At 40.1% G+C, this 19,252-nt stretch carries 13 protein-coding genes; 2 read left to right on the forward strand and 11 right to left on the reverse strand.

Annotated features, from left to right (window positions below; translation table 11 throughout):
• Nucleotides 1-64 precede the first annotated feature (64 nt).
• Nucleotides 65-796, reverse strand: a complete 732-nt coding sequence (locus G2999_RS02845) for an RNA polymerase sigma factor FliA (protein ID WP_010178525.1) — start codon at nucleotides 794-796, stop codon at nucleotides 65-67.
• A gap of 360 nt (nucleotides 797-1,156) precedes the next feature.
• Here G2999_RS02845 and smrA point away from each other — a divergent pair, with 360 nt between their 5' ends.
• Entirely contained in the window at nucleotides 1,157-1,762 is a 606-nt protein-coding gene (gene smrA, locus G2999_RS02850; RefSeq protein WP_010178526.1) for a DNA endonuclease SmrA, read from the forward strand.
• 268 nt (nucleotides 1,763-2,030) lie between these two features.
• Here smrA and purL read toward each other — a convergent pair whose 3' ends face one another.
• Nucleotides 2,031-5,930: a phosphoribosylformylglycinamidine synthase gene (gene purL, locus G2999_RS02860; protein WP_010178531.1), complete on the reverse strand. Its 3,900-nt coding sequence runs from the start codon at nucleotides 5,928-5,930 to the stop codon at nucleotides 2,031-2,033.
• Nucleotides 5,931-6,078: 148 nt separating this feature from the next.
• On the opposite strand from purL, the gene mltF reads away from it, so the two are divergent.
• Nucleotides 6,079-7,461 (forward strand): membrane-bound lytic murein transglycosylase MltF, encoded by a 1,383-nt coding sequence (mltF, locus tag G2999_RS02865; protein ID WP_010178533.1) that lies wholly within the window; start codon nucleotides 6,079-6,081, stop codon nucleotides 7,459-7,461.
• Nucleotides 7,462-7,692: 231 nt separating this feature from the next.
• Here the strand turns inward: mltF and tadA are convergent, their stop codons facing one another.
• The 9 genes from tadA to fabZ all read right to left on the reverse strand — a co-directional run bounded on the left by tadA (nucleotide 7,693) and on the right by fabZ (nucleotide 19,217).
• Nucleotides 7,693-8,220 (reverse strand): tRNA adenosine(34) deaminase TadA, encoded by a 528-nt coding sequence (gene tadA / locus G2999_RS02870; protein ID WP_010178534.1) that lies wholly within the window; start codon nucleotides 8,218-8,220, stop codon nucleotides 7,693-7,695.
• Nucleotides 8,221-8,301: 81 nt separating this feature from the next.
• Nucleotides 8,302-10,269 carry a monovalent cation:proton antiporter family protein gene (locus G2999_RS02875; RefSeq protein WP_010178537.1) on the reverse strand — a complete coding sequence of 656 codons (1,968 nt, stop codon included), beginning with the start codon at nucleotides 10,267-10,269 and terminating at the stop codon, nucleotides 8,302-8,304.
• Nucleotides 10,269-11,549 carry a tRNA lysidine(34) synthetase TilS gene (gene tilS / locus G2999_RS02880; RefSeq protein WP_010178539.1) on the reverse strand — a complete coding sequence of 427 codons (1,281 nt, stop codon included), beginning with the start codon at nucleotides 11,547-11,549 and terminating at the stop codon, nucleotides 10,269-10,271. The genes G2999_RS02875 and tilS overlap by 1 nt, the downstream gene beginning before the upstream one ends.
• Complete coding sequence (accA, locus tag G2999_RS02885; protein ID WP_010178540.1) at nucleotides 11,536-12,492, reverse strand: acetyl-CoA carboxylase carboxyl transferase subunit alpha; 957 nt, start codon at nucleotides 12,490-12,492, stop codon at nucleotides 11,536-11,538. Before accA ends, tilS begins: the two co-directional genes overlap by 14 nt.
• Nucleotides 12,493-12,524: 32 nt before the next feature.
• On the reverse strand, nucleotides 12,525-15,986 hold the full coding sequence (gene dnaE, locus G2999_RS02890) for a DNA polymerase III subunit alpha (protein WP_029257350.1): 3,462 nt from the start codon (nucleotides 15,984-15,986) through the stop codon (nucleotides 12,525-12,527).
• A 113-nt stretch (nucleotides 15,987-16,099) separates the two neighbouring features.
• On the reverse strand, nucleotides 16,100-16,669 hold the full coding sequence (gene rnhB / locus G2999_RS02895; RefSeq protein WP_010178544.1) for a ribonuclease HII: 570 nt from the start codon (nucleotides 16,667-16,669) through the stop codon (nucleotides 16,100-16,102).
• Nucleotides 16,670-16,709: 40 nt separating this feature from the next.
• Nucleotides 16,710-17,996, reverse strand: coding sequence for a lipid-A-disaccharide synthase (gene lpxB, locus G2999_RS02900; protein WP_010178546.1), 1,287 nt, complete (start codon nucleotides 17,994-17,996; stop codon nucleotides 16,710-16,712).
• A 2-nt stretch (nucleotides 17,997-17,998) separates the two neighbouring features.
• Complete coding sequence (gene lpxA, locus G2999_RS02905) at nucleotides 17,999-18,769, reverse strand: acyl-ACP--UDP-N-acetylglucosamine O-acyltransferase (protein WP_010178548.1); 771 nt, start codon at nucleotides 18,767-18,769, stop codon at nucleotides 17,999-18,001.
• A gap of 1 nt (nucleotide 18,770) precedes the next feature.
• Entirely contained in the window at nucleotides 18,771-19,217 is a 447-nt protein-coding gene (fabZ, locus tag G2999_RS02910; RefSeq protein ID WP_010178550.1) for a 3-hydroxyacyl-ACP dehydratase FabZ, read from the reverse strand.
• Nucleotides 19,218-19,252 lie beyond the last annotated feature (35 nt).

The raw sequence follows: 19,252 nt of genomic DNA on the forward strand, positions 1-19,252 counted from the left end.
ATAAAGTGTTACTTAACTAGCTTAGTCTCTACTATGACTCATTTGAACGTTATACACTAATACTTTATGCTAATTCCTGTTGCCAAGAAGACAATTTTATCTTTAATTTGCTCTTTGCTTGGCTATGGATCTGACTCACTCTAGATTCACTCACATTTAAAGCTTGGCCTATTTCACGGAGACTTAAGTCTTCATCATAGTATAATGATAGAACTATCGCTTCTCGCTCTGGGAGAGAAACAATAGCTTTAGCTAATGCCTTCTGGAAACAACCATGCACTAATTCATCGTAAGGGGTGTTGGTAGACTTGAAATCCGGTGTCGCTATCACATCCTCGGATATTCCGAGATCTTCAATTCCAACTAATTTCCCTATATTCACTTCATTTAACATTTTGTGGTATTGAGGCAATTCGATGCCTAATCTTTTCGCTATATCGGAGTCTTTGGCATCACTATTCATTTCGTTTTCTACTGAAGATATCGCCTGAGTAATTGCACGTGAATTTTTATGCACAGATCGCGGCGTCCAGTCACCTTTGCGTATATCATCCAACATTGAACCTCGAATACGAATACCCGCAAACGTTTCAAAAGAAGCCCCTTTAGTGCTATTGAAATTTTTAGCTGCTTCAAGCAAACCTAGCATTCCTGCTTGAATTAAGTCATCAACTAATATGTTGGGTGGTAAACGCGCCAATAAATGATGGGCGATACGCTTGACTAAAATAGTATGTTTCTCAACTAATTCTTCGCTGCTTAAAGATTGATTACAATCATTTAACACTTTATCCACGATGATACTCCTAGTTGACCTATACTGAGCCAACGTATTATCTTTTTGGGGATAGAAATAAAAAACTGCTTACACAAATTAGTGTCAATTACAGTATATTTAGTTTCTATAATCTTTTAAAATGAAGTATTGAAGTGAACAAATACAACATGTGTTGGATGGTAGCAGAAGAGTGGAGAATTCCCTCAACGTCAAATAGGACAAGTTATGTAAGAGATGTGTGATTTATTCATAATCATTACTCATACATATCCTTATTAACTGTATCTGTGAATCAGCTTTAATCATATTTAAACTAAAATCATATGATGTACGTATTTACTTGTATAACACCCGTTCAGTCAAAATTGCGGTGGAAACATGACACAATCAAATAGCTTTCAACCTGATGACTTAGCCGCTTTCTTTGCTGAAATGTCTGACGTTGCTCCTCTACCAGAGCCAGATAAGGTTGCAATCAAACAACACGATCCTTTTGCACAAGCCAAGCAATTAAAGCGCGACGCATTAGAAAAAGAATCTAGCCCACTAAAATATGGATTATCGCTAGAAATCTCACAGCCCATTGATCCTTATGACGTCATTAGTTACAAGCAAGATGGTATTCAAGAGGGAGTATTTAAAAACTTGAGACTAGGCAAATATCCGATTGAGACACGCTTAAACTTAACACAAATGTCGATTGAACAGGCGCGTGATGCGCTTATTGAGAGTATTGAAACGAGTTTTAATCATGGCGTGAGAGTCATGTTAATTCAGCATGGTATAGGGCTTAAAAGCAAACCTATACCCGCTAAATTAAAAAGTTATATCAATTTATGGTTACCTACATTACCACAAGTTATTGCATTTCATTCCGCACATAAGAGCCATGGTGGTTTGGCGTCCACTTATGTCATGATGAAAAAGAATCCGCAACAGAAACTGATTAATCGTGAAAAACACGCAAAGCGATTTTCAAGTTAATGTCGTAAATATGCTTAGTAGATAGGTGTTAAAAGAACACCGACGCATTAGCAGAAGCGTTTATTGCTGCTGTCACTGTCATTACAATGACAGCTAAAAAGACACTGGTAAATCCAATTTTTTTATTACGTTTAAACATGATCATACTTATTTGATTGTTATTTTTATTATTCAAGTGCCCCAAATACCTCGAGTAATCTCTTACATTCTTAAGTATTCGGAGCACGTAATCTAGCAGTGTAAAACACCGCTAAATTATTTTAAAGTATTAATTGACGAAACGACGTGCATTCCTAAATAAACGCATCCATGGGCTATCTTCTTGCCATTCACTTGGCTTCCAAGAGTTAGCTACAGCTCTAAACACACGTTCTGGATGAGGCATCATAATTGTTACTCGTCCATCTTGGGATGTCAGCCCAGTGATCCCATTGACTGAACCATTTGGATTCGCAGGATATTGCTGCGTTACATGACCATGATTATCTACATAACGTAAACTCACTTGGCCTTGTTGTTCTGCTTGTGCTAAATCATTCTGAGAAGCAAATTCAGCATGCCCTTCACCATGCGAAACCGCAATAGGCATACGTGAACCCGCCATACCGGCGAATAATACAGAAGGTGACTCTTGAACTTCAACCATAGCCACACGTGCTTCAAAACGCGCAGAGTGATTTTGCACAAAGTGAGGCCAATGTTCTGTACCAGGTATGATGCTATGTAAATTAGATAGCATCTGACAACCATTACACACACCTAGCGCAAAGGTCGAGTGTCGTTCAAAGAAGGCGGCAAATTGCGCTTTAGCTTGTTCATTATACAAAATAGATTTTGCCCAACCTTCACCAGCACCCAGCACATCGCCATAAGAGAATCCACCACACGCCGCTAATCCTGCAAATTCATCCAAGGTGACGTTACCCGATAATACATCAGACATATGCACATCAATTGCCTTGAAACCGGCACGGTCGAACGCTGCGGCCATCTCATAATGAGAATTCACTCCTTGCTCTCGTAAGATGGCAACTTTCGGCAAAACACCTTTAGCAATATAAGGGGCACTGATATCTTCGTTAAGATCAAAACTTAACTGAGCATGTAAACCAGGATCATCCGCAACTTGTTTTTGTGCATGTTCTTGCGCTGCAGTCGCTGGATTATCACGTAAAGATTGCATGTGATAGGTTGTCTCAGCCCACTTTGTTCTCAATGCTAAACGTGACGCATTCAGTACCGTTTCATTATTAATGTTAACAACGATATTATCACCTGATTGGGCTTGACCAATTTGATGAACACACGTCGATAAACCATGTTCGCTTAGCACGCCCATCACGGTTTCAAGATCAGATTGCTTCACTTGGATGACACCACCGAGCTCTTCACTGAATAAGATAGGCAATGCACTATCAGCATTTCCTAATGCAGACAAATCAACATCTATACCACAATGCCCTGCGAATGCCATTTCAGCCAAAGTCGTAAACAAACCACCGTCAGATACATCATGATAAGCTAAACAAAGCTGTTGACTGACAAGTGTTTGTATTGCGTTAAAATACCCCTTTAATAACTGAGGATCATCCACGTCAGGTACACTATCACCAAGTTGACCATAAACTTGTGCCAAACATGAACCGCCAAGACGCTGCTGCCCTTGACCTAAATCAATATAGATTAATTGTGTTTCACCTTGTTCTAGCTGTAATTGAGGGGTCAATGTTTTGCGAATATCATTAACCGCGCCAAATGCTGTAATCACTAATGATAAAGGAGATGTTACTGATTTAGTCTGGCCATCTTCTTCCCATTGAGTCTTCATCGACATTGAATCTTTACCAACAGGTATCGCTAAATCCAAAGCTGGACATAGCTCTTCTCCAATCGCTTTTACAGCTTCATATAAACCGGCATCTTCACCTGGGTGACCTGCTGGTGACATCCAGTTAGCAGAAAGCTTTATTCTTTTGAGCGAACCGATATCAGAAGCTGCTATATTCGTCAGTGATTCGGCTACCGCTAAACGTGCAGAAGCACCAAAGTTCAAAAGTGCAACCGGTGTTCTTTCACCCATTGCCATGGCTTCCCCATGATAAGTATCAAATGATGCTGCGGTTACAGCAACATCAGCCACAGGGATCTGCCAAGGGCCTACCATTTGATCACGAGCTACTAAACCTGTAACAGAACGATCACCAATAGTAATCAAAAAGGTTTTTTCAGCTACTGTGGGTAAACGTAAAATACGGTCAACTGCATCTTCTACTGTCACTCCTTCTAACACAAGAGGATCCGGAGTAAATGATACGCTGTTTACATCACGATGCATTTTAGGTGGTTTGCCCAATAACACATCAAGCGGCATATCGATTGGATTATTATTGTGTACTTCATCCGTTAATAATAAATGTGGCGCTTCAGTCGCCTCACCAACAACCGCAAATGGTGCACGTTCACGTTTACATAACGCAGCAAACGTCGCTAAATTTTCAGGAGCAACAGATAATACATAGCGCTCTTGAGATTCATTACACCAGATCTCATGAGGCGACATACCTGGTTCATCATTTGGTACATTACGTAATTCGAAATTACCACCACGACCGCCGTCATTTACCAATTCAGGGAATGCATTCGATAAGCCTCCGGCACCCACATCATGAATAAACTGGATAGGGTTATCATCACCCATCTGCCAACAACGATCGATAACTTCTTGGCAACGACGTTCCATTTCTGGGTTATCACGCTGTACTGATGCAAAATCAAGATCTTCATTTGATTGACCAGACGCCATTGAAGAGGCAGCTCCCCCACCTAATCCGATATTCATTGCGGGGCCTCCTAATACGATTAGCTTGGCACCAACCGTAATTTCCCCTTTTTGAGTATGCGATTTTCTGATATTCCCTAAACCACCGGCAAGCATTATGGGTTTATGATAACCACGTACTTCAGTACCATTAAAACTCGTTACTTCTTGCTCATAAGTACGGAAGTAACCAAGCAAATTAGGACGACCAAATTCATTATTAAATGCTGCCCCCCCTAATGGGCCATCAAGCATTATGTCTAAAGCAGAAACGATTCGAGAAGGTTTACCATATGGGACTTCCCAAGGTTGGGTAAATTCAGGAATATGTAAATTAGAGACACTAAAACCAACTAAGCCTGCTTTTGGTTTAGAACCACGTCCTGTCGCACCTTCATCACGAATTTCACCACCAGAACCTGTTGCAGCACCTGCAAAAGGAGCTATTGCAGTCGGGTGATTATGGGTTTCTACTTTCATTAAAATATCAATGGCCTCGGCATGATATTCATACTCGTGCCCCGTTGGTGATGGGAAAAAGCGGCCCGCGGTATTCCCTTCCATGACGGCTGCATTATCAGCATACGCAGAATGAACAAACTCAGGCGTATGCGCAAAAGTATTCTTAATCATTTTAAATAATGATTTTGGCTGTTCAACACCATCAATCGTCCAATCAGCATTAAAAATTTTATGACGGCAATGCTCAGAGTTTGCTTGAGCAAACATATATAACTCAATATCGTTTGGATTACGTTGAAGGCGAGTGAAGCTGGTAAATAAATAATCAATTTCATCGTCTGCTAAGGCTAATCCGTAACTGATATTGGCATCAATTAAAGCTTGTTTACCTGCACCTAAAATATCAACTGATGCAAAGTGTCCTGGGGTATCTGTAATAAATAAGTTTTGCGCATCATCCATATCGTCTAGCACTATTTGTGTCATACGATCATGAATAAGCGTTTTCACTTGGTCACGCTGACTTTGAGTCAAATATTCATCGGTAACAAAATAATAGGCTTCACCACGTTCAATTTTAGTCACGTTGGTTAACCCACAATTATGGGCAATATCAGTGGCTTTAGAAGACCAAGGAGAAATAGTTCCAAAACGGGGTGTCACTAATAATAACTCGCCATCATGAGTAACCTCTTCGCGCGCCGGACCATATGTTAATAACTTATTCAACACATCCTGTTGAGCTTGAGAAAGCGGTTCATCTACTTTGACAAAATGCACATACTGAGCATTAATGGATGTCACTGGAAGCGCTAACTCTTGACATGCATCGAGTAATTTTTGATTCGCAAAATGTGATAATGAGGTACTGCCTGGGAGGATTAACATAACTTTGATTCCAGTCGTTTGATGAACGTTTTTCGAGTTGCAATTATAGATTAAATAGGACAATTTGATAAGAAACATTTACCATAGGGAGTATATCGGTTAACTTTTAACCTAAGCATATTATCAGAATCTAACTTTGGAGTTTTAGATGCATAAATTAGCTCTATTTATCCTCTCAGCATTATTGCTTCAAGGCTGCTATGAATTCACCAAGCCGAGTAATGAATTAAAGCGTATTTTACAAGAAGGTAAAATAGTCATTGCTACTGAGTATGGAGCGAATTCATATTTTTTACAAAATGATATACCCAGTGGTTTTGAATATGAATTAGCCTCCGGGTTTGCTCAATTTATCGGCGTTGAATTAGAAATAAAACCATTTTATAACAACAGCTTAATGCTCAAGCAATTACAAAATGAAAATATCGACATCATTGCTTCACAGTTTTCTTTCGCGCCTGAAACGTTAAATCAATACAAACTCGGACCTGCTTATCAGTATTATTCTCAACAGGTTGTTATTCATAGAAGCCAGCGAAAATTATCCGATATTAACGATATCTCCGGAAAAGTTTATGTACAACGATATAGCCAACAAGCTGCCATCATGCAAAAACATCATAAAAGTGTGGATGTTAACCGTCTGAATTGGCAACAAGTTGAACAGTACGATGATGAAGAACTCTTGTTATTAGTCGCAGAAAGAAAAATTGATGCGACCATCGCAAACTCGGCTTTAGTGAACGTGATGAGACGACGTTACCCGGAAATAAAAATGGGCTTGGATTTGGAAACGTCTTCTGCACAACATTGGCTGATGCATATAAATCAAGACGACTCTCTGTTAGGCGCATTACTAGAATACTTTGGCGAATTACAAAGCAGTGGAGAATTTAGTCGCTTACAAGAAAAATACTTTGGTCACATTCGCGAATTTGATTATGTAGATACTCGTGCATTTATAGCGGCCATTGAAACGGATTTACCTCAATATCAACCTTGGTTTGAACAGTACTCTGGTAACTTTGATTGGCAATTATTAGCTGCAACGAGTTATCAAGAAAGTCATTGGGAGAAACATGCTCGTTCTCCTACTGGGGTGCGTGGCTTGATGATGCTAACTCTCCCCACTGCTAAGGAAGTTGGGATAACTTCTCGTTTAGATCCTGAGCAGAGTATCCGTGGCGGGGCAACGTATCTGAGAAATTTATATGACAGAATACCTGCTCGCATCAGCGATCCTGATAAGATATATTTCGCTTTAGCAGCATACAACTTAGGGCTAGGTCATGTAGAAGATGCACGTGTATTAACTCAACGTAAAGGATTTGATCCCGATTTATGGGTTGATGTAAAACAACACCTGCCTTTACTTAAACAAAAGAAATATTATCAAAATGCACGCTATGGCTTTGCCAGAGGTGATGTCGCAGTTAAATATGTAGAAAACATTCGTCGCTACTACGACAGTTTAATGTATATAACAAATGCTACCGCTTCAGCCGAAGAAAGTGAAATTGACATAAATTAGCCATAACATTGTCATAAACATTCGGTATCCTTTGATAATAATGATACATTCAATCAATTGAATCGTTCTACAGGGTCTATATATGAAAAAATCGAATTTTTATCGCACACATCGCCGTTTATCCGCCAGTAATTCTCGACGTCGAATTACGTTAAAGAGAAATCATCAAAGCATGTTACAACGAAGAAAAATGTTTAATTTATTTAACTTTGAAGCACTGAAGACTGAAATCTAATCAGACTTTAACTTCGCTAAAGCTGCTTTTTTCGCTAATTTAACCGCTTTTATTTCGGCCCTTCTATCTTTAAAAAACTGAGAAATTTTAGCTGAGCATAATTCAGATAACACCCCTCGTTGCAACTCTACTTGATGATTTAATTTATCATGTTGTAGTAAGTTTAAGATACTCCCGGCACAGCCAGTCTTAAGATCGGATGCTCCAAAAACCACTCGTTTCATTCTCGCATGCACTATTGCTCCAGCACACATTGCACAAGGCTCTAAAGTCACATACATTGTAGCATCTAAAATTCGATAATTATTAATGTGTTGCGCAGCTGATTGGATCGCCATAATTTCAGCATGTCCACATGGATCATGATTAATAATCGAACGGTTATAACCTTCTCCTATAATTTGATTATCTAAGACAATGACCGCACCCACTGGAACCTCACCCGTTTGTTGGGCTTTATCAGCTAAGGATAGTGCGTGTGTCATCCATAATTCGTCTTGTTCCATCTGTGCATCTTCAGACATGGGTATGCTGTACTCAATATGTAATAGATTTTAAAGATTCATTATAATGCATCTGCATTGGATTATTGTTTGATTTAACGATCAATGACCATCAAGAATAAATCGCTCTGCACGTTCAACTCGTCCAGGTTTACCACTGATCACTAAAATATCATCATCTAACAAAATTTCCTGCATTGTGGGTTCAAGTATGACATTGTTAGCGCGTTTAATTTTTTTTATGTGGACGCCATATTTCAACAAATCACATTGACCAACCGTTTTACCTACGGCCCAAGCAGAACGATTAATATTGATTGCATGCATGAAACGCAATTTATCTGCGCTCTCATAACTAACTTCAGTTGTTTCACCTGGATAAAAACCATGTAAATGATCATAGTGCCCTTTACGTTCATTACGAATACGTTTTAGGATTTTAGCCATCGGTACGCCACTGTAATGATATACCTGTGAAACTAACATCAATACCCCCTCTTGAAGCTCAGGTACCACTTGAGTCGCACCGCTATTATATAATGTATCCATGGCATAATCTTTACGTGTACGCACAATAATAGGGATATCACGATTAAACCCTCGGATACAATCAATGCATTGAGTTGCTTTAGGTATATGGTCAAATGTGACAATGACCGACACCGCTTTATCTATGTTGACACTGCGTAATATAGCTTTATCCGACACATCACCATAAATCACGGGTTCATCTGCCGTTTGTGATTCTTGCACCCTAATCGGATCAATATCAACCGCAATATAGTTGATATTTTCCATATCTAACATACGTGCAGTAGACTGGCCTACACGCCCATAGCCCAAAATAATGACATGACCCGTTCGTTCCTGCTCAAGTATTTGAGCATTGTTAATTAAACTCGCTGTAGAATCAGGTGCGAAGAAATTGGCAAAACGAACACTATTAGCAACAAGGTAAGGCGTGCACATCATGCTTAAAATGCCAATACTGACTAGAATTGAAGCCGTTTGAGAATCTAATACATTATGAGTGACAGCGAGTGACGCTAATATAAAACTAAACTCCCCCATCTGACAGACCTTAAATGCAGCCGCCCAAGCATCGTTATGATTCGTGTTAAAAATTAAAGCGGAAAAACGGACAATTACTATTTTCAATATCAGCATAGCAACTAAACCGCCGACAATAATAGACGCATAGTTCCATACAATGAGTAAATCCAAACGCATCCCTACGGTAACAAAAAATAATCCCATCAAAATATCTTGAAAAGGCCTAATATCTGACTCTAATTGATATTTGTATTGGCTCTCACCTAGCATCATACCAGCGATGAATGCGCCAAGCGCAAGTGATAATCCCATTGCATAAGTCAATCCAGAGGCCATTAACACCACAGTGATAGTCGTTAATACAAATAACTCATCCGTACGCGTATTCGCAATTTCTCGAAACACCTTAGGTAAGACCCACTTACCAATCAATAACAGCGTAGTAATAACAGCCATTCCTTTTAAGAACGCGAACAACATCAACATGCTAAAAGATGAATCTGAAGGACTATTGATCAAAGGAATAAATATGAGAAATGGTACAACCGCTAAATCTTGGAATAGCAAAATTGACACAGCAAGTTGTGATCGTGGTGTATTTAATGTCCCCATTTCTGCCGTTTGTTTAATGACAATTGCGGTTGAAGATAAGCCTATTATCCCACCAATCACCATCGATCCGGATAAAGAGAAACCAAATAAATAGGCGATACCTGCCGTCGATAATGTCGTCAGTAGCATCTGACTCATACCCAGCCCAAAGACTAAATGCCGCATTGCTTGCAACTTAGGTAAAGAAAATTCTAATCCTAGCGTAAAAAGCAAAAAAACAATGCCTATTTCAGCGAGTACATGCATTTGCTCAGGATGATCAAATAAACTTAAAGCACTAGGACCAACAATGATGCCTGCAAACAAATACGCGAGAATGGGCGGTAAATTAACCCGTTTAAAACACCATGTAGAAATAACAGCAACTACAAGTAAACTTAATACAGAGATAAATTCAGTAGGCATCACTCTTCCTTAGTTAATGCATAGGTGCGTCCATTACACCAAAGGCTAATATCGATATCATCACGTGTTTTTATTAACGTAAAAGACCGTTCCCAAGGTGCAATGCCCCACTGTTTATACCACTGCTTTATCGGTTTTGAGTGCGCCGCACCAACCGGTTTTATTGGATAACTTTGAGAGACGACTTTTACGGAAAAATCGCCTTCATCAATGCTGGAACCTGGCACGTCTTGAATATTATTTTGTAACTGAGCCATAGAAGCTTTTGCAGCAGTAATCTGATCGTCTTCAATCACATATAATTGACCTTGAAAACGTTCAAAATGAACCTGTGCGTTGGTGTTATTTTTAACACTCAAACGCCCTCTCGCATCCTCCTTAGCATGTATGATTTGGAACAATTGCTGGAGTTGAGCTTGAGATAAAGCAACATTCGCGATTTCAAGTGCAAAATGACGCACTATTTGTTTTTGCCATGAACTTGAGTACGTGGTAAATTTATTGACTATCAATTTATCGGTATTGAGACATGCTAATAAACGCTCTTGAGTAACTTCATTTAATAACGTATGTTCTTCATTTAGTACCGACATACTTTGCACGACTTTTTTCGTCCATTGTTTCCAACGTGAGGACAATAAAGGAATAACATCGTTGCGCAGAAAATTTCTATCAAACTTAGTGTCTGTATTACTAGGATCATCGACCCAATCGTTAGGAGATAAATGGACTGAAGCATATTCATTGATCTGAGCTTGAGTGACACCAAGTAAAGGACGATAAATATGCATTGAGGGATGGGCACCAAATTGTTGGAAACCCGATTGCCATGGCACCATACCGGATAAGCCGGTTAGCCCGGCACCGCGTTTCAACTGTAAAAACAAAGTCTCAACCTGGTCGTCAGCATGTTGTGCAACTAATAACACCCCATTATGCGACATTGCATTAAATAAGGCAGTATAGCGGGCGTGTCGTGCTTGGGATTCAATATTTTTGTTAGGAGAATCTAACTGAACATCTAAAACGTGACATGGAATGTTATAGCGGTTTGCTAAACTTTGGCAATGCTTGGCCCAAAGCGCCGCATCAGCTTGAAGATGATGATTAACATGGAGTAATGTAAGTGGGTATGGTGCATCAACAGGCCACTGCTGCATGACTGCATTAAGTAGCACTACAGAATCCATGCCACCACTGAGTGCTAAATAAACTGGGCGCTTCTGAATGAAGGCCCAGCTTGAAGAAGTAAGATTAATTAGCGACTTAACAATAGCCAAACGACATCAGTCTTTCATAACGCTGAGCTTTGAGTTCGTCCAAACTAAGCGCTTTTAATTGAGCAAGTTGTTGCTTGATGGTCGCTTTATAATTCGCAGCCATCCCCATATGATTACGATGGGCACCGCCTAAAGGCTCTTGAATAATTTCATTAATTAATCCAAGTGTTTTAATTTGCTCAGCACCTACTCCCATAGCTTCTGCAGCTAATGGGGCTTTTTCGGCACTTTTCCATAAAATTGACGCACAACCTTCTGGCGAAATAACCGAATAAGTAGAATATTGCAGCATATTGACACGATCACCGACACCAATCGCTAACGCACCGCCTGAACCACCTTCACCAATAACCGTACAAATAACTGGCACATTTAATTCTGCCATTTCTTTTAGGTTACGCGCGATAGCTTCTGATTGACCACGCTCCTCAGCCCCTACTCCAGGGTAGGCTCCCGGAGTATCAATTAGAGTAATCACAGGTAAGTTAAATCGCTCTGCCATTTTCATTAAACGCAATGCTTTACGATAACCTTCTGGTTTTGGCATACCAAAATTACGTTTAATCTTTTCATGAGTGTCTCGGCCTTTTTGATGACCAATGATCATTACCGGCTCATCATCGAGCATGGCTAAACCGCCGACAATGGCTTTATCATCGGCATAGGCTCGATCACCTGCTAGCTCATTGAATTCACCAAACGCATGTTTAATGTAATCATGGGTGTAAGGACGTAAAGGGTGGCGTGCCAATTGAGAAACTTGCCAAGCCCCTAAGTCTTTAAATATCTTACGCGTAAGATCTTCACTTTTGTCCTGTAGACGGTTTATCTCATCCTCGATACCCACATCCAGTTTACCGGTTTGATTAACTAGACGAAGTTCCTCTATTTTGGCTTCTAATTCAGCAATTGGTTGCTCAAAATCCAAAAAGTGTACGCTCATGTACTTTCCTAATAAAATGTGAATGATGGGAGTTATGAAAACATAAGTTGAATGTTTTGCTCACCCATACATTGTCTTAATTCGTGTAATAGTTGATCACTGGGTGTCACATACCACTGTGCATCTGACACCAATGCCACTTCTAAATCTTCATGTTTAACATTAAATTCAAGTGGGCAAGTCCCCCCTCGATAATGTTCTAAAATACGTGATGCTTCATCAATTTTACGATTTAATTGTTCATTATATTCAAGTGAAATCGATAGTGCGCGAACAAATTGCTCGCGAGCATCAGTAATATCCATTAAAGCTCTGACGGTCATTGTATTCCCCGCAGCGAATTCATCAAAGCTGACCTGTCCTTTTACATACAATATTTTATCTGATTGTAGTAAAGGTTCATAGGTTTCATACATATCAGGGAATAAACGAACATCAATTCGACCCGACTTATCATCTAAGGTGACAATTGCCCAGCGGCGACCTTTTTTGTTAGTCATCACCCTTACACCTAAGACTAAACCAGCAATCGCTACTTGGTTTTCTTTACCCGTAGGCTTCAAATCATTAATACGACTATCGGTATAATGTGTTAGCTCACTTAAATAACGATTAATTGGGTGTCCGGTTAAATATAAGCCTAATGTTTCTTTTTCGCCGTCTAGCCACACTTTTTCTGACCAAACCGGCACGTTTGCAAAAGCCTGCTCAGCGTCGTCAGCATCAGTCAACAGTCCAAACATATCGCCTTGACCAAAACTTTCCGCTTTTGCGTGTTGTGAAGCTGCTTCTAAAGCATCTTGTAATGATGCCATGATAGCGGCTCGATGGGGGCCTAAATTGTCCATTGCACCAGCAAGCACTAGTTTTTCTAGCACGCGTTTATTGACTTTTTTGATGTCAATTTTCGCACAAAAATCAAACAAATCCGAAAATACACCATGCTCGTTACGAGCCTGAATAATGGCTTCGATAGGACCTTCACCTACCCCCTTAATCGCACCAATACCATATACTATTTCTTGATTTTCATTGACGGTAAACTTGTATTTACCGCTATTGAGATCTGGTGGACAAATCGTGATCCCCATACGCTGACACTCGTCAGCTAAGGTCACGATCTTATCCGTGTTATCCATATCCGCAGACATGACCGCAGCCATAAAATAAGCTGGATAATGGGTTTTTAACCATAACGTTTGATAAGATACAAGCGCATAGGCAGCAGAGTGGGATTTGTTAAACCCGTAACCAGCAAATTTTTCTACTAAGTCAAAAATTTTCATGGCTAAATCAGGGTCGATATTGTTATTTTTAGATCCTTCAGCAAACACAGAACGCTGCTTTTCCATCTCTTCAGGCTTTTTCTTACCCATTGCACGGCGTAATAAATCAGCACCACCAAGCGAATAACCAGCCATTTCTTGAGCTATTTGCATGACCTGTTCTTGGTATAAGATAATGCCGTAAGTCGGTTCTAATATTACCTGCAAACATTCATGTTGATAATTAGCGTCGGGATATGAAATCGCCTCTCGCCCATGCTTACGGTCGATAAAATTATCGACCATACCAGACTGTAATGGACCTGGTCTAAATAATGCCACCAAAGCAATGATGTCTTCAAAACAATCCGGACGTAGACGGTTGATCAAATCTTTCATTCCACGCGATTCTAATTGAAATACCGCGGTAGACTCAGCACGTTGTAGTAATTTAAAACTTGCTGGATCTTCTAACGGGATTTGTGTGATATCCACTTCTTCGCCCGTCATTTCTTTAATCATATCAATCGCCCATTGAATGATCGTCAAGGTCCGTAAACCTAAGAAATCGAACTTAACGAGTCCGGCTGTTTCAACATCGTTTTTATCAAATTGCGTGACGGGGTTTCTACCTTCATCATCACAATATAATGGCGAAAAATCGGTAATCTGAGTCGGAGCAATTACCACTCCACCCGCGTGCTTACCTGCATTTCGCGTGACCCCTTCTAGAATCCTAGCCATGGTCAATAATTCTTTAACATCATCATCCGCATTTTCTAGTTCACCTAAACGTGGCTCAACATCAAATGCTTTGGCTAGTGTCATACCAGGATCAGAAGGAATGAGTTTTGAGATGCGATCAACAAATCCGTACGGGTGACCTAGTACACGCCCAACATCTCGGACGACTGCTTTTGCCGCCATCGTACCAAAAGTAATGATTTGAGATACCGCTTCGCGTCCATACATTTGCGCAACATGGTCAATTACCTCGTCACGACGGTCCATACAAAAATCAATATCAAAATCCGGCATTGATACCCGTTCAGGATTAAGGAAGCGTTCGAATAGTAAATCAAATTCTAATGGGTCCAAGTCGGTGATGTCTAATGCATACGCCACTAATGAGCCGGCACCGGAACCACGACCGGGTCCAACAGGGATCCCATTATCTTTTGACCATTGAATAAATTCCATGACGATCAAGAAGTAACCAGGAAAGCCCATTTGGTTAATTACTTTTAACTCGATATCCAGACGTTCGTCATATTCACCCCGCTTTTCGACACGGTCAGTTTCATCAGGAAACAACTTTAATAAACGTCGCTCCAGACCTTCTTTAGACACTTTGACAAGGAAATCTTCAGTGGATAAATCACCCGTTGGAAAATTAGGTAAGAAATACGTACCTAACTGAACGGTGACATTACAACGTTTGGCTATCTCAACAGTATTCGTTATCGCTTCAGGGATATCGTCAAATAACTCAACCATTTCTTCTGCCGAGCGCATATATTGCTGCGGAGAATAATGTTTAGGTCGGCGAGAATCTTCTAAGGTGTACCCATCGTGAATACTGACGCGAATTTCATGTGCTGCAAAATTTTCTGATGCTATAAAACATACTTCGTTAGTCGCAACAACGGGCAAAGCATATTGCTCGGCAAATGCAACTGCAGCTCGTATATATTCGTTTTCATTGACACGACCAGTGCGAATTAACTCTACATAATAACGGTCAGGAAAGTGAGTTTGATAAAACTCAACTATCTGATGAGCAGCTTTTTGATTATTTTTCAGTAATGCCTCACCGAGATCGCCTCGAGTTGCCCCTGATAAGATAATAATACCGGCTTTATGCTCAGCTAACCAAGCTTTGTCAATGACTGGACGGTTATTAACATGACCACGTTGATATGCCTTAGAAATCAGCACAGTGATATTATTATAACCAATGTTATTGGTAGCGAGTAATGTCAGACGAAAGATATTCGGTGATTGAGTAAGATCTTGGACCCAAAAGTCCGTACCAATAATGGGTTTTATCCCACGATTATGCGCCTCAGAATAGAACTTAACCAAACCACACATATTCATTTGATCCGTCAGTGCTAAAGCTGGCATGCTTAGGTTTACGCATTCATCTAACAGTGGTTTGACTTTATTCAAGCCATCCATCATAGAAAAATCACTATGCACACGTAAATGGATAAATTCTGAAGACATTTAAGCAGTGGTTCCCAAATTAAAAAGTAGGCTAAATGTTAATGCCATTAGTGTATCAAAAAATGACATAAAACAATGAGATAATCGATGGTCCTTTTTAAAAAAATAATAATTTACTTTACTAAATTAACTCTAAGTGCAACCGGTTTAAAACTCTTTCGATAACAAGATAAGATAGGCAGGTGTTCCAAACACGCTAAGTGTGCTTTAGTGGGATATCCTTTATGTTGTGCAAATCCGTATTCAGGATGAAGTTTATCTAACACAACCATTTCTTGATCGCGAACAACCTTTGCTAATATAGAAGCGGCACTAATGCATGCAATACTGCCGTCACCTTTGACGATGGCCTCACTGGCATAATCCCAATCGGGTAAGCGATTACCATCAACCTGAACAAAATCAGGCCTTATGCCTAAACCTGCGACAGCTCGTGTCATGGCGAGAATGGTTGCGCGTAATATATTCAGTTCATCAATTTCAGCCGGTGTCGCTCGACCAATAGCCCACGCTAAGGCCTGTTCCTTAATTATCGGATATAAAGCTTCTCGTTTTTTTTCGGAAAGTTTTTTTGAATCATTGAGAGCGGCAATGGGACGCGCAGGATCCAATATCACCGCAGCCGTCACAACATCTCCAACTAATGGCCCGCGCCCTACTTCGTCTACACCAGCGATTAACATGTTTTCTAATTCTCCGTTAATAACCGATCACGGTTAAGTATTACTTTACTATCTTGCTCTGAGCTTGGGATAAGTATTGCGCTACCACATTCGCTGCTTGATTATCTGCATCATGCGCTAAATTATAATGAAGTTGGGTGAATCGGGATAAAATATAGGTTAAACGGTTACTATCTATTGTAAATAAACACGAACCCTTACTTTTGACAGGTATTAATTCAACATCCCCATTGGCATCGTTCGCCTCATCCATCGTTAAGTTATCAGATAAGGTGAGTAAATTAACCATATAATGACTAATTACAATTGGGTCGACATCATCTTGGAGTAACTCTGGAACCAATGGCTCATTTGCTAAGATATTGGGTAGTGAAAAGTACTTAGGTTTATATAATCGCTGCATCATACGATAAGTTAACCCTGACATTTTATACACTGATAGCATAGGTCGTTTACATAACATAGCTTCTAATGTAGCAGTACCTGATGATAATAATACAGCATCACTAGCAATCATGGCCGTTCTTGCTACTTCACGGGTTACTAACACATTATCAATAACCGTGTTTGGGTACTGAGCCAATATCTTGAGAATTTGTGATTCTCGCGCTGCATTAACTGCCGGTATAATCGCTTTAATATTAGGCTGATTCACTTGCATTTGTTCCAGTGAATCGAGAAATATAGGCAATAACTGTTGTACTTCACTGCCTCGTGATCCAGGTAATAAGGCTACTACGGATTCGTTATCACCTAAGTTAAATCGCTTTCTAGCAGATGATTTATCAGGAGATAAATCAATTGCGTCAGCCATAGGATGACCCACAAACTCATAATTCACATGATATTTAGCAAATACTGGCGCTTCAAAAGGGAACAACCCCATCACACAATCAGCTGCGCGTTTAATTTTATGGACTCGAGATTCACGCCATGCCCAAATGGTTGGCGAAACATAATGAACGGTTTTGATACCTTTGTTTTTTAAAAAAGCTTCAATAGGTAAATTAAAATCAGGTGCATCGACACCCACATAGATATCGGGTTGAAAGTCGAGTAATTGCTGTTTTAGCGATTTTCGAATCGCGAGTAACCGTGGTAAATGTTTGATGACTTCAAACAAGCCCATGACCGATAATTCATTCATATCAAACCAGGAATGCAATCCTTGAGCTTGACATAGCTCGCCTCCAATCCCTTTGATTTGGGCATTAGGATAACGGCGCAACAGTTGTTTAACTAAGCCACTGCCTAACATATCCCCAGAAGGTTCAGCGCAAACCAGAGCAATCTTATAAGGTGTATTGTCCACTGAAAAAGCGGACATAATTAACGAATGATACCGCGGTTAGGTTGGCTTAAAAAATCAACCATAATATCTAATTCGGGAGTGTGTTGTGCGAGACCTTGTATGGCGACAAGCGCTTCTGAAATTGTGTTATTTTGACGATACAATGCTTTATAGGCACGTTTGATGTTCATAATAGCGTCACTACTGAAACCGCGGCGTTTTAAGCCTTCAGAGTTGATCGTCTGTGGTATGTGCTTTAAGCCGTTCACCATTACATAGGGCGGAACATCACGCAATATAACTGCACCGCCACCAGTAAACGCATGAGAACCTATATGACAGAACTGATGTACTGCCGTCATACCACCTAAAATAACAAAGTCACCAATATGAACGTGCCCAGCAACTGTCGCGTTATTGGCGAAAATATTGTTATCACCCACCATACAATCGTGAGCAAGGTGAGTGTTCACCATGAGTAAATTATTCGACCCAATTTTAGTGATGCACTGATCTTGGGTCGTACCTCGATGAATGGAGCATGACTCACGAAACACATTATTATCGCCAATGATAAGTGTCGTTTTTTCGCCGGCGTACTTTTTGTCTTGGCAATCTTCACCAATCGAACAGAACTGAAAAAAATGATTCCCTTTGCCAATCGTCGTATCACGTTTGATAACAATGTGTGACTCGAGGATACAGTCATCGCCAATGCTTACGTTTTCGCCAACATAACAAAACGGGCCAATGGACACATTATGTCCAATGCTCGCGGAAGGATCAATTATTGCAGTTGAATGGATCAAATTACATATCTCTCATTGCACACATGAAATCTGAGCTACACACTTCGTCTCCATCGACACGTGCAACACCCTTGAATTTCCATATACCACGACGTTCCTTAACTAATTCAACTTCCATTTCTAACTTATCGCCTGGAACAACCGGCTTTTTAAAGCGCGCATTATCAACACCTGCGAACAAGTAAAGCTTATCCGTCTTCTCCATGCTTTTAAAGCCTAAAACTCCTGCTACTTGAGCTAATGCTTCAAGGATTAAGACACCCGGGAAAATTGGTTGCCCTGGGAAGTGTCCCGTAAAACAGGGTTCATTAAACGTAATATTTTTATACGCTTTAATGGATTGACCTAACTCATAATCAGTAACACGGTCAACTAATAAAAAAGGATAACGATGTGGAAGTAATTCCATAATTTCACGAATTTCAATCGTGTTTAACTCATTTGACAAGGTCAAATACTCCATAATTTGATAATGGGCGTCAC

Source organism: Glaciecola sp. HTCC2999 (assembly GCF_000155775.1).
Lineage (GTDB): Bacteria > Pseudomonadota > Gammaproteobacteria > Enterobacterales > Alteromonadaceae > Opacimonas.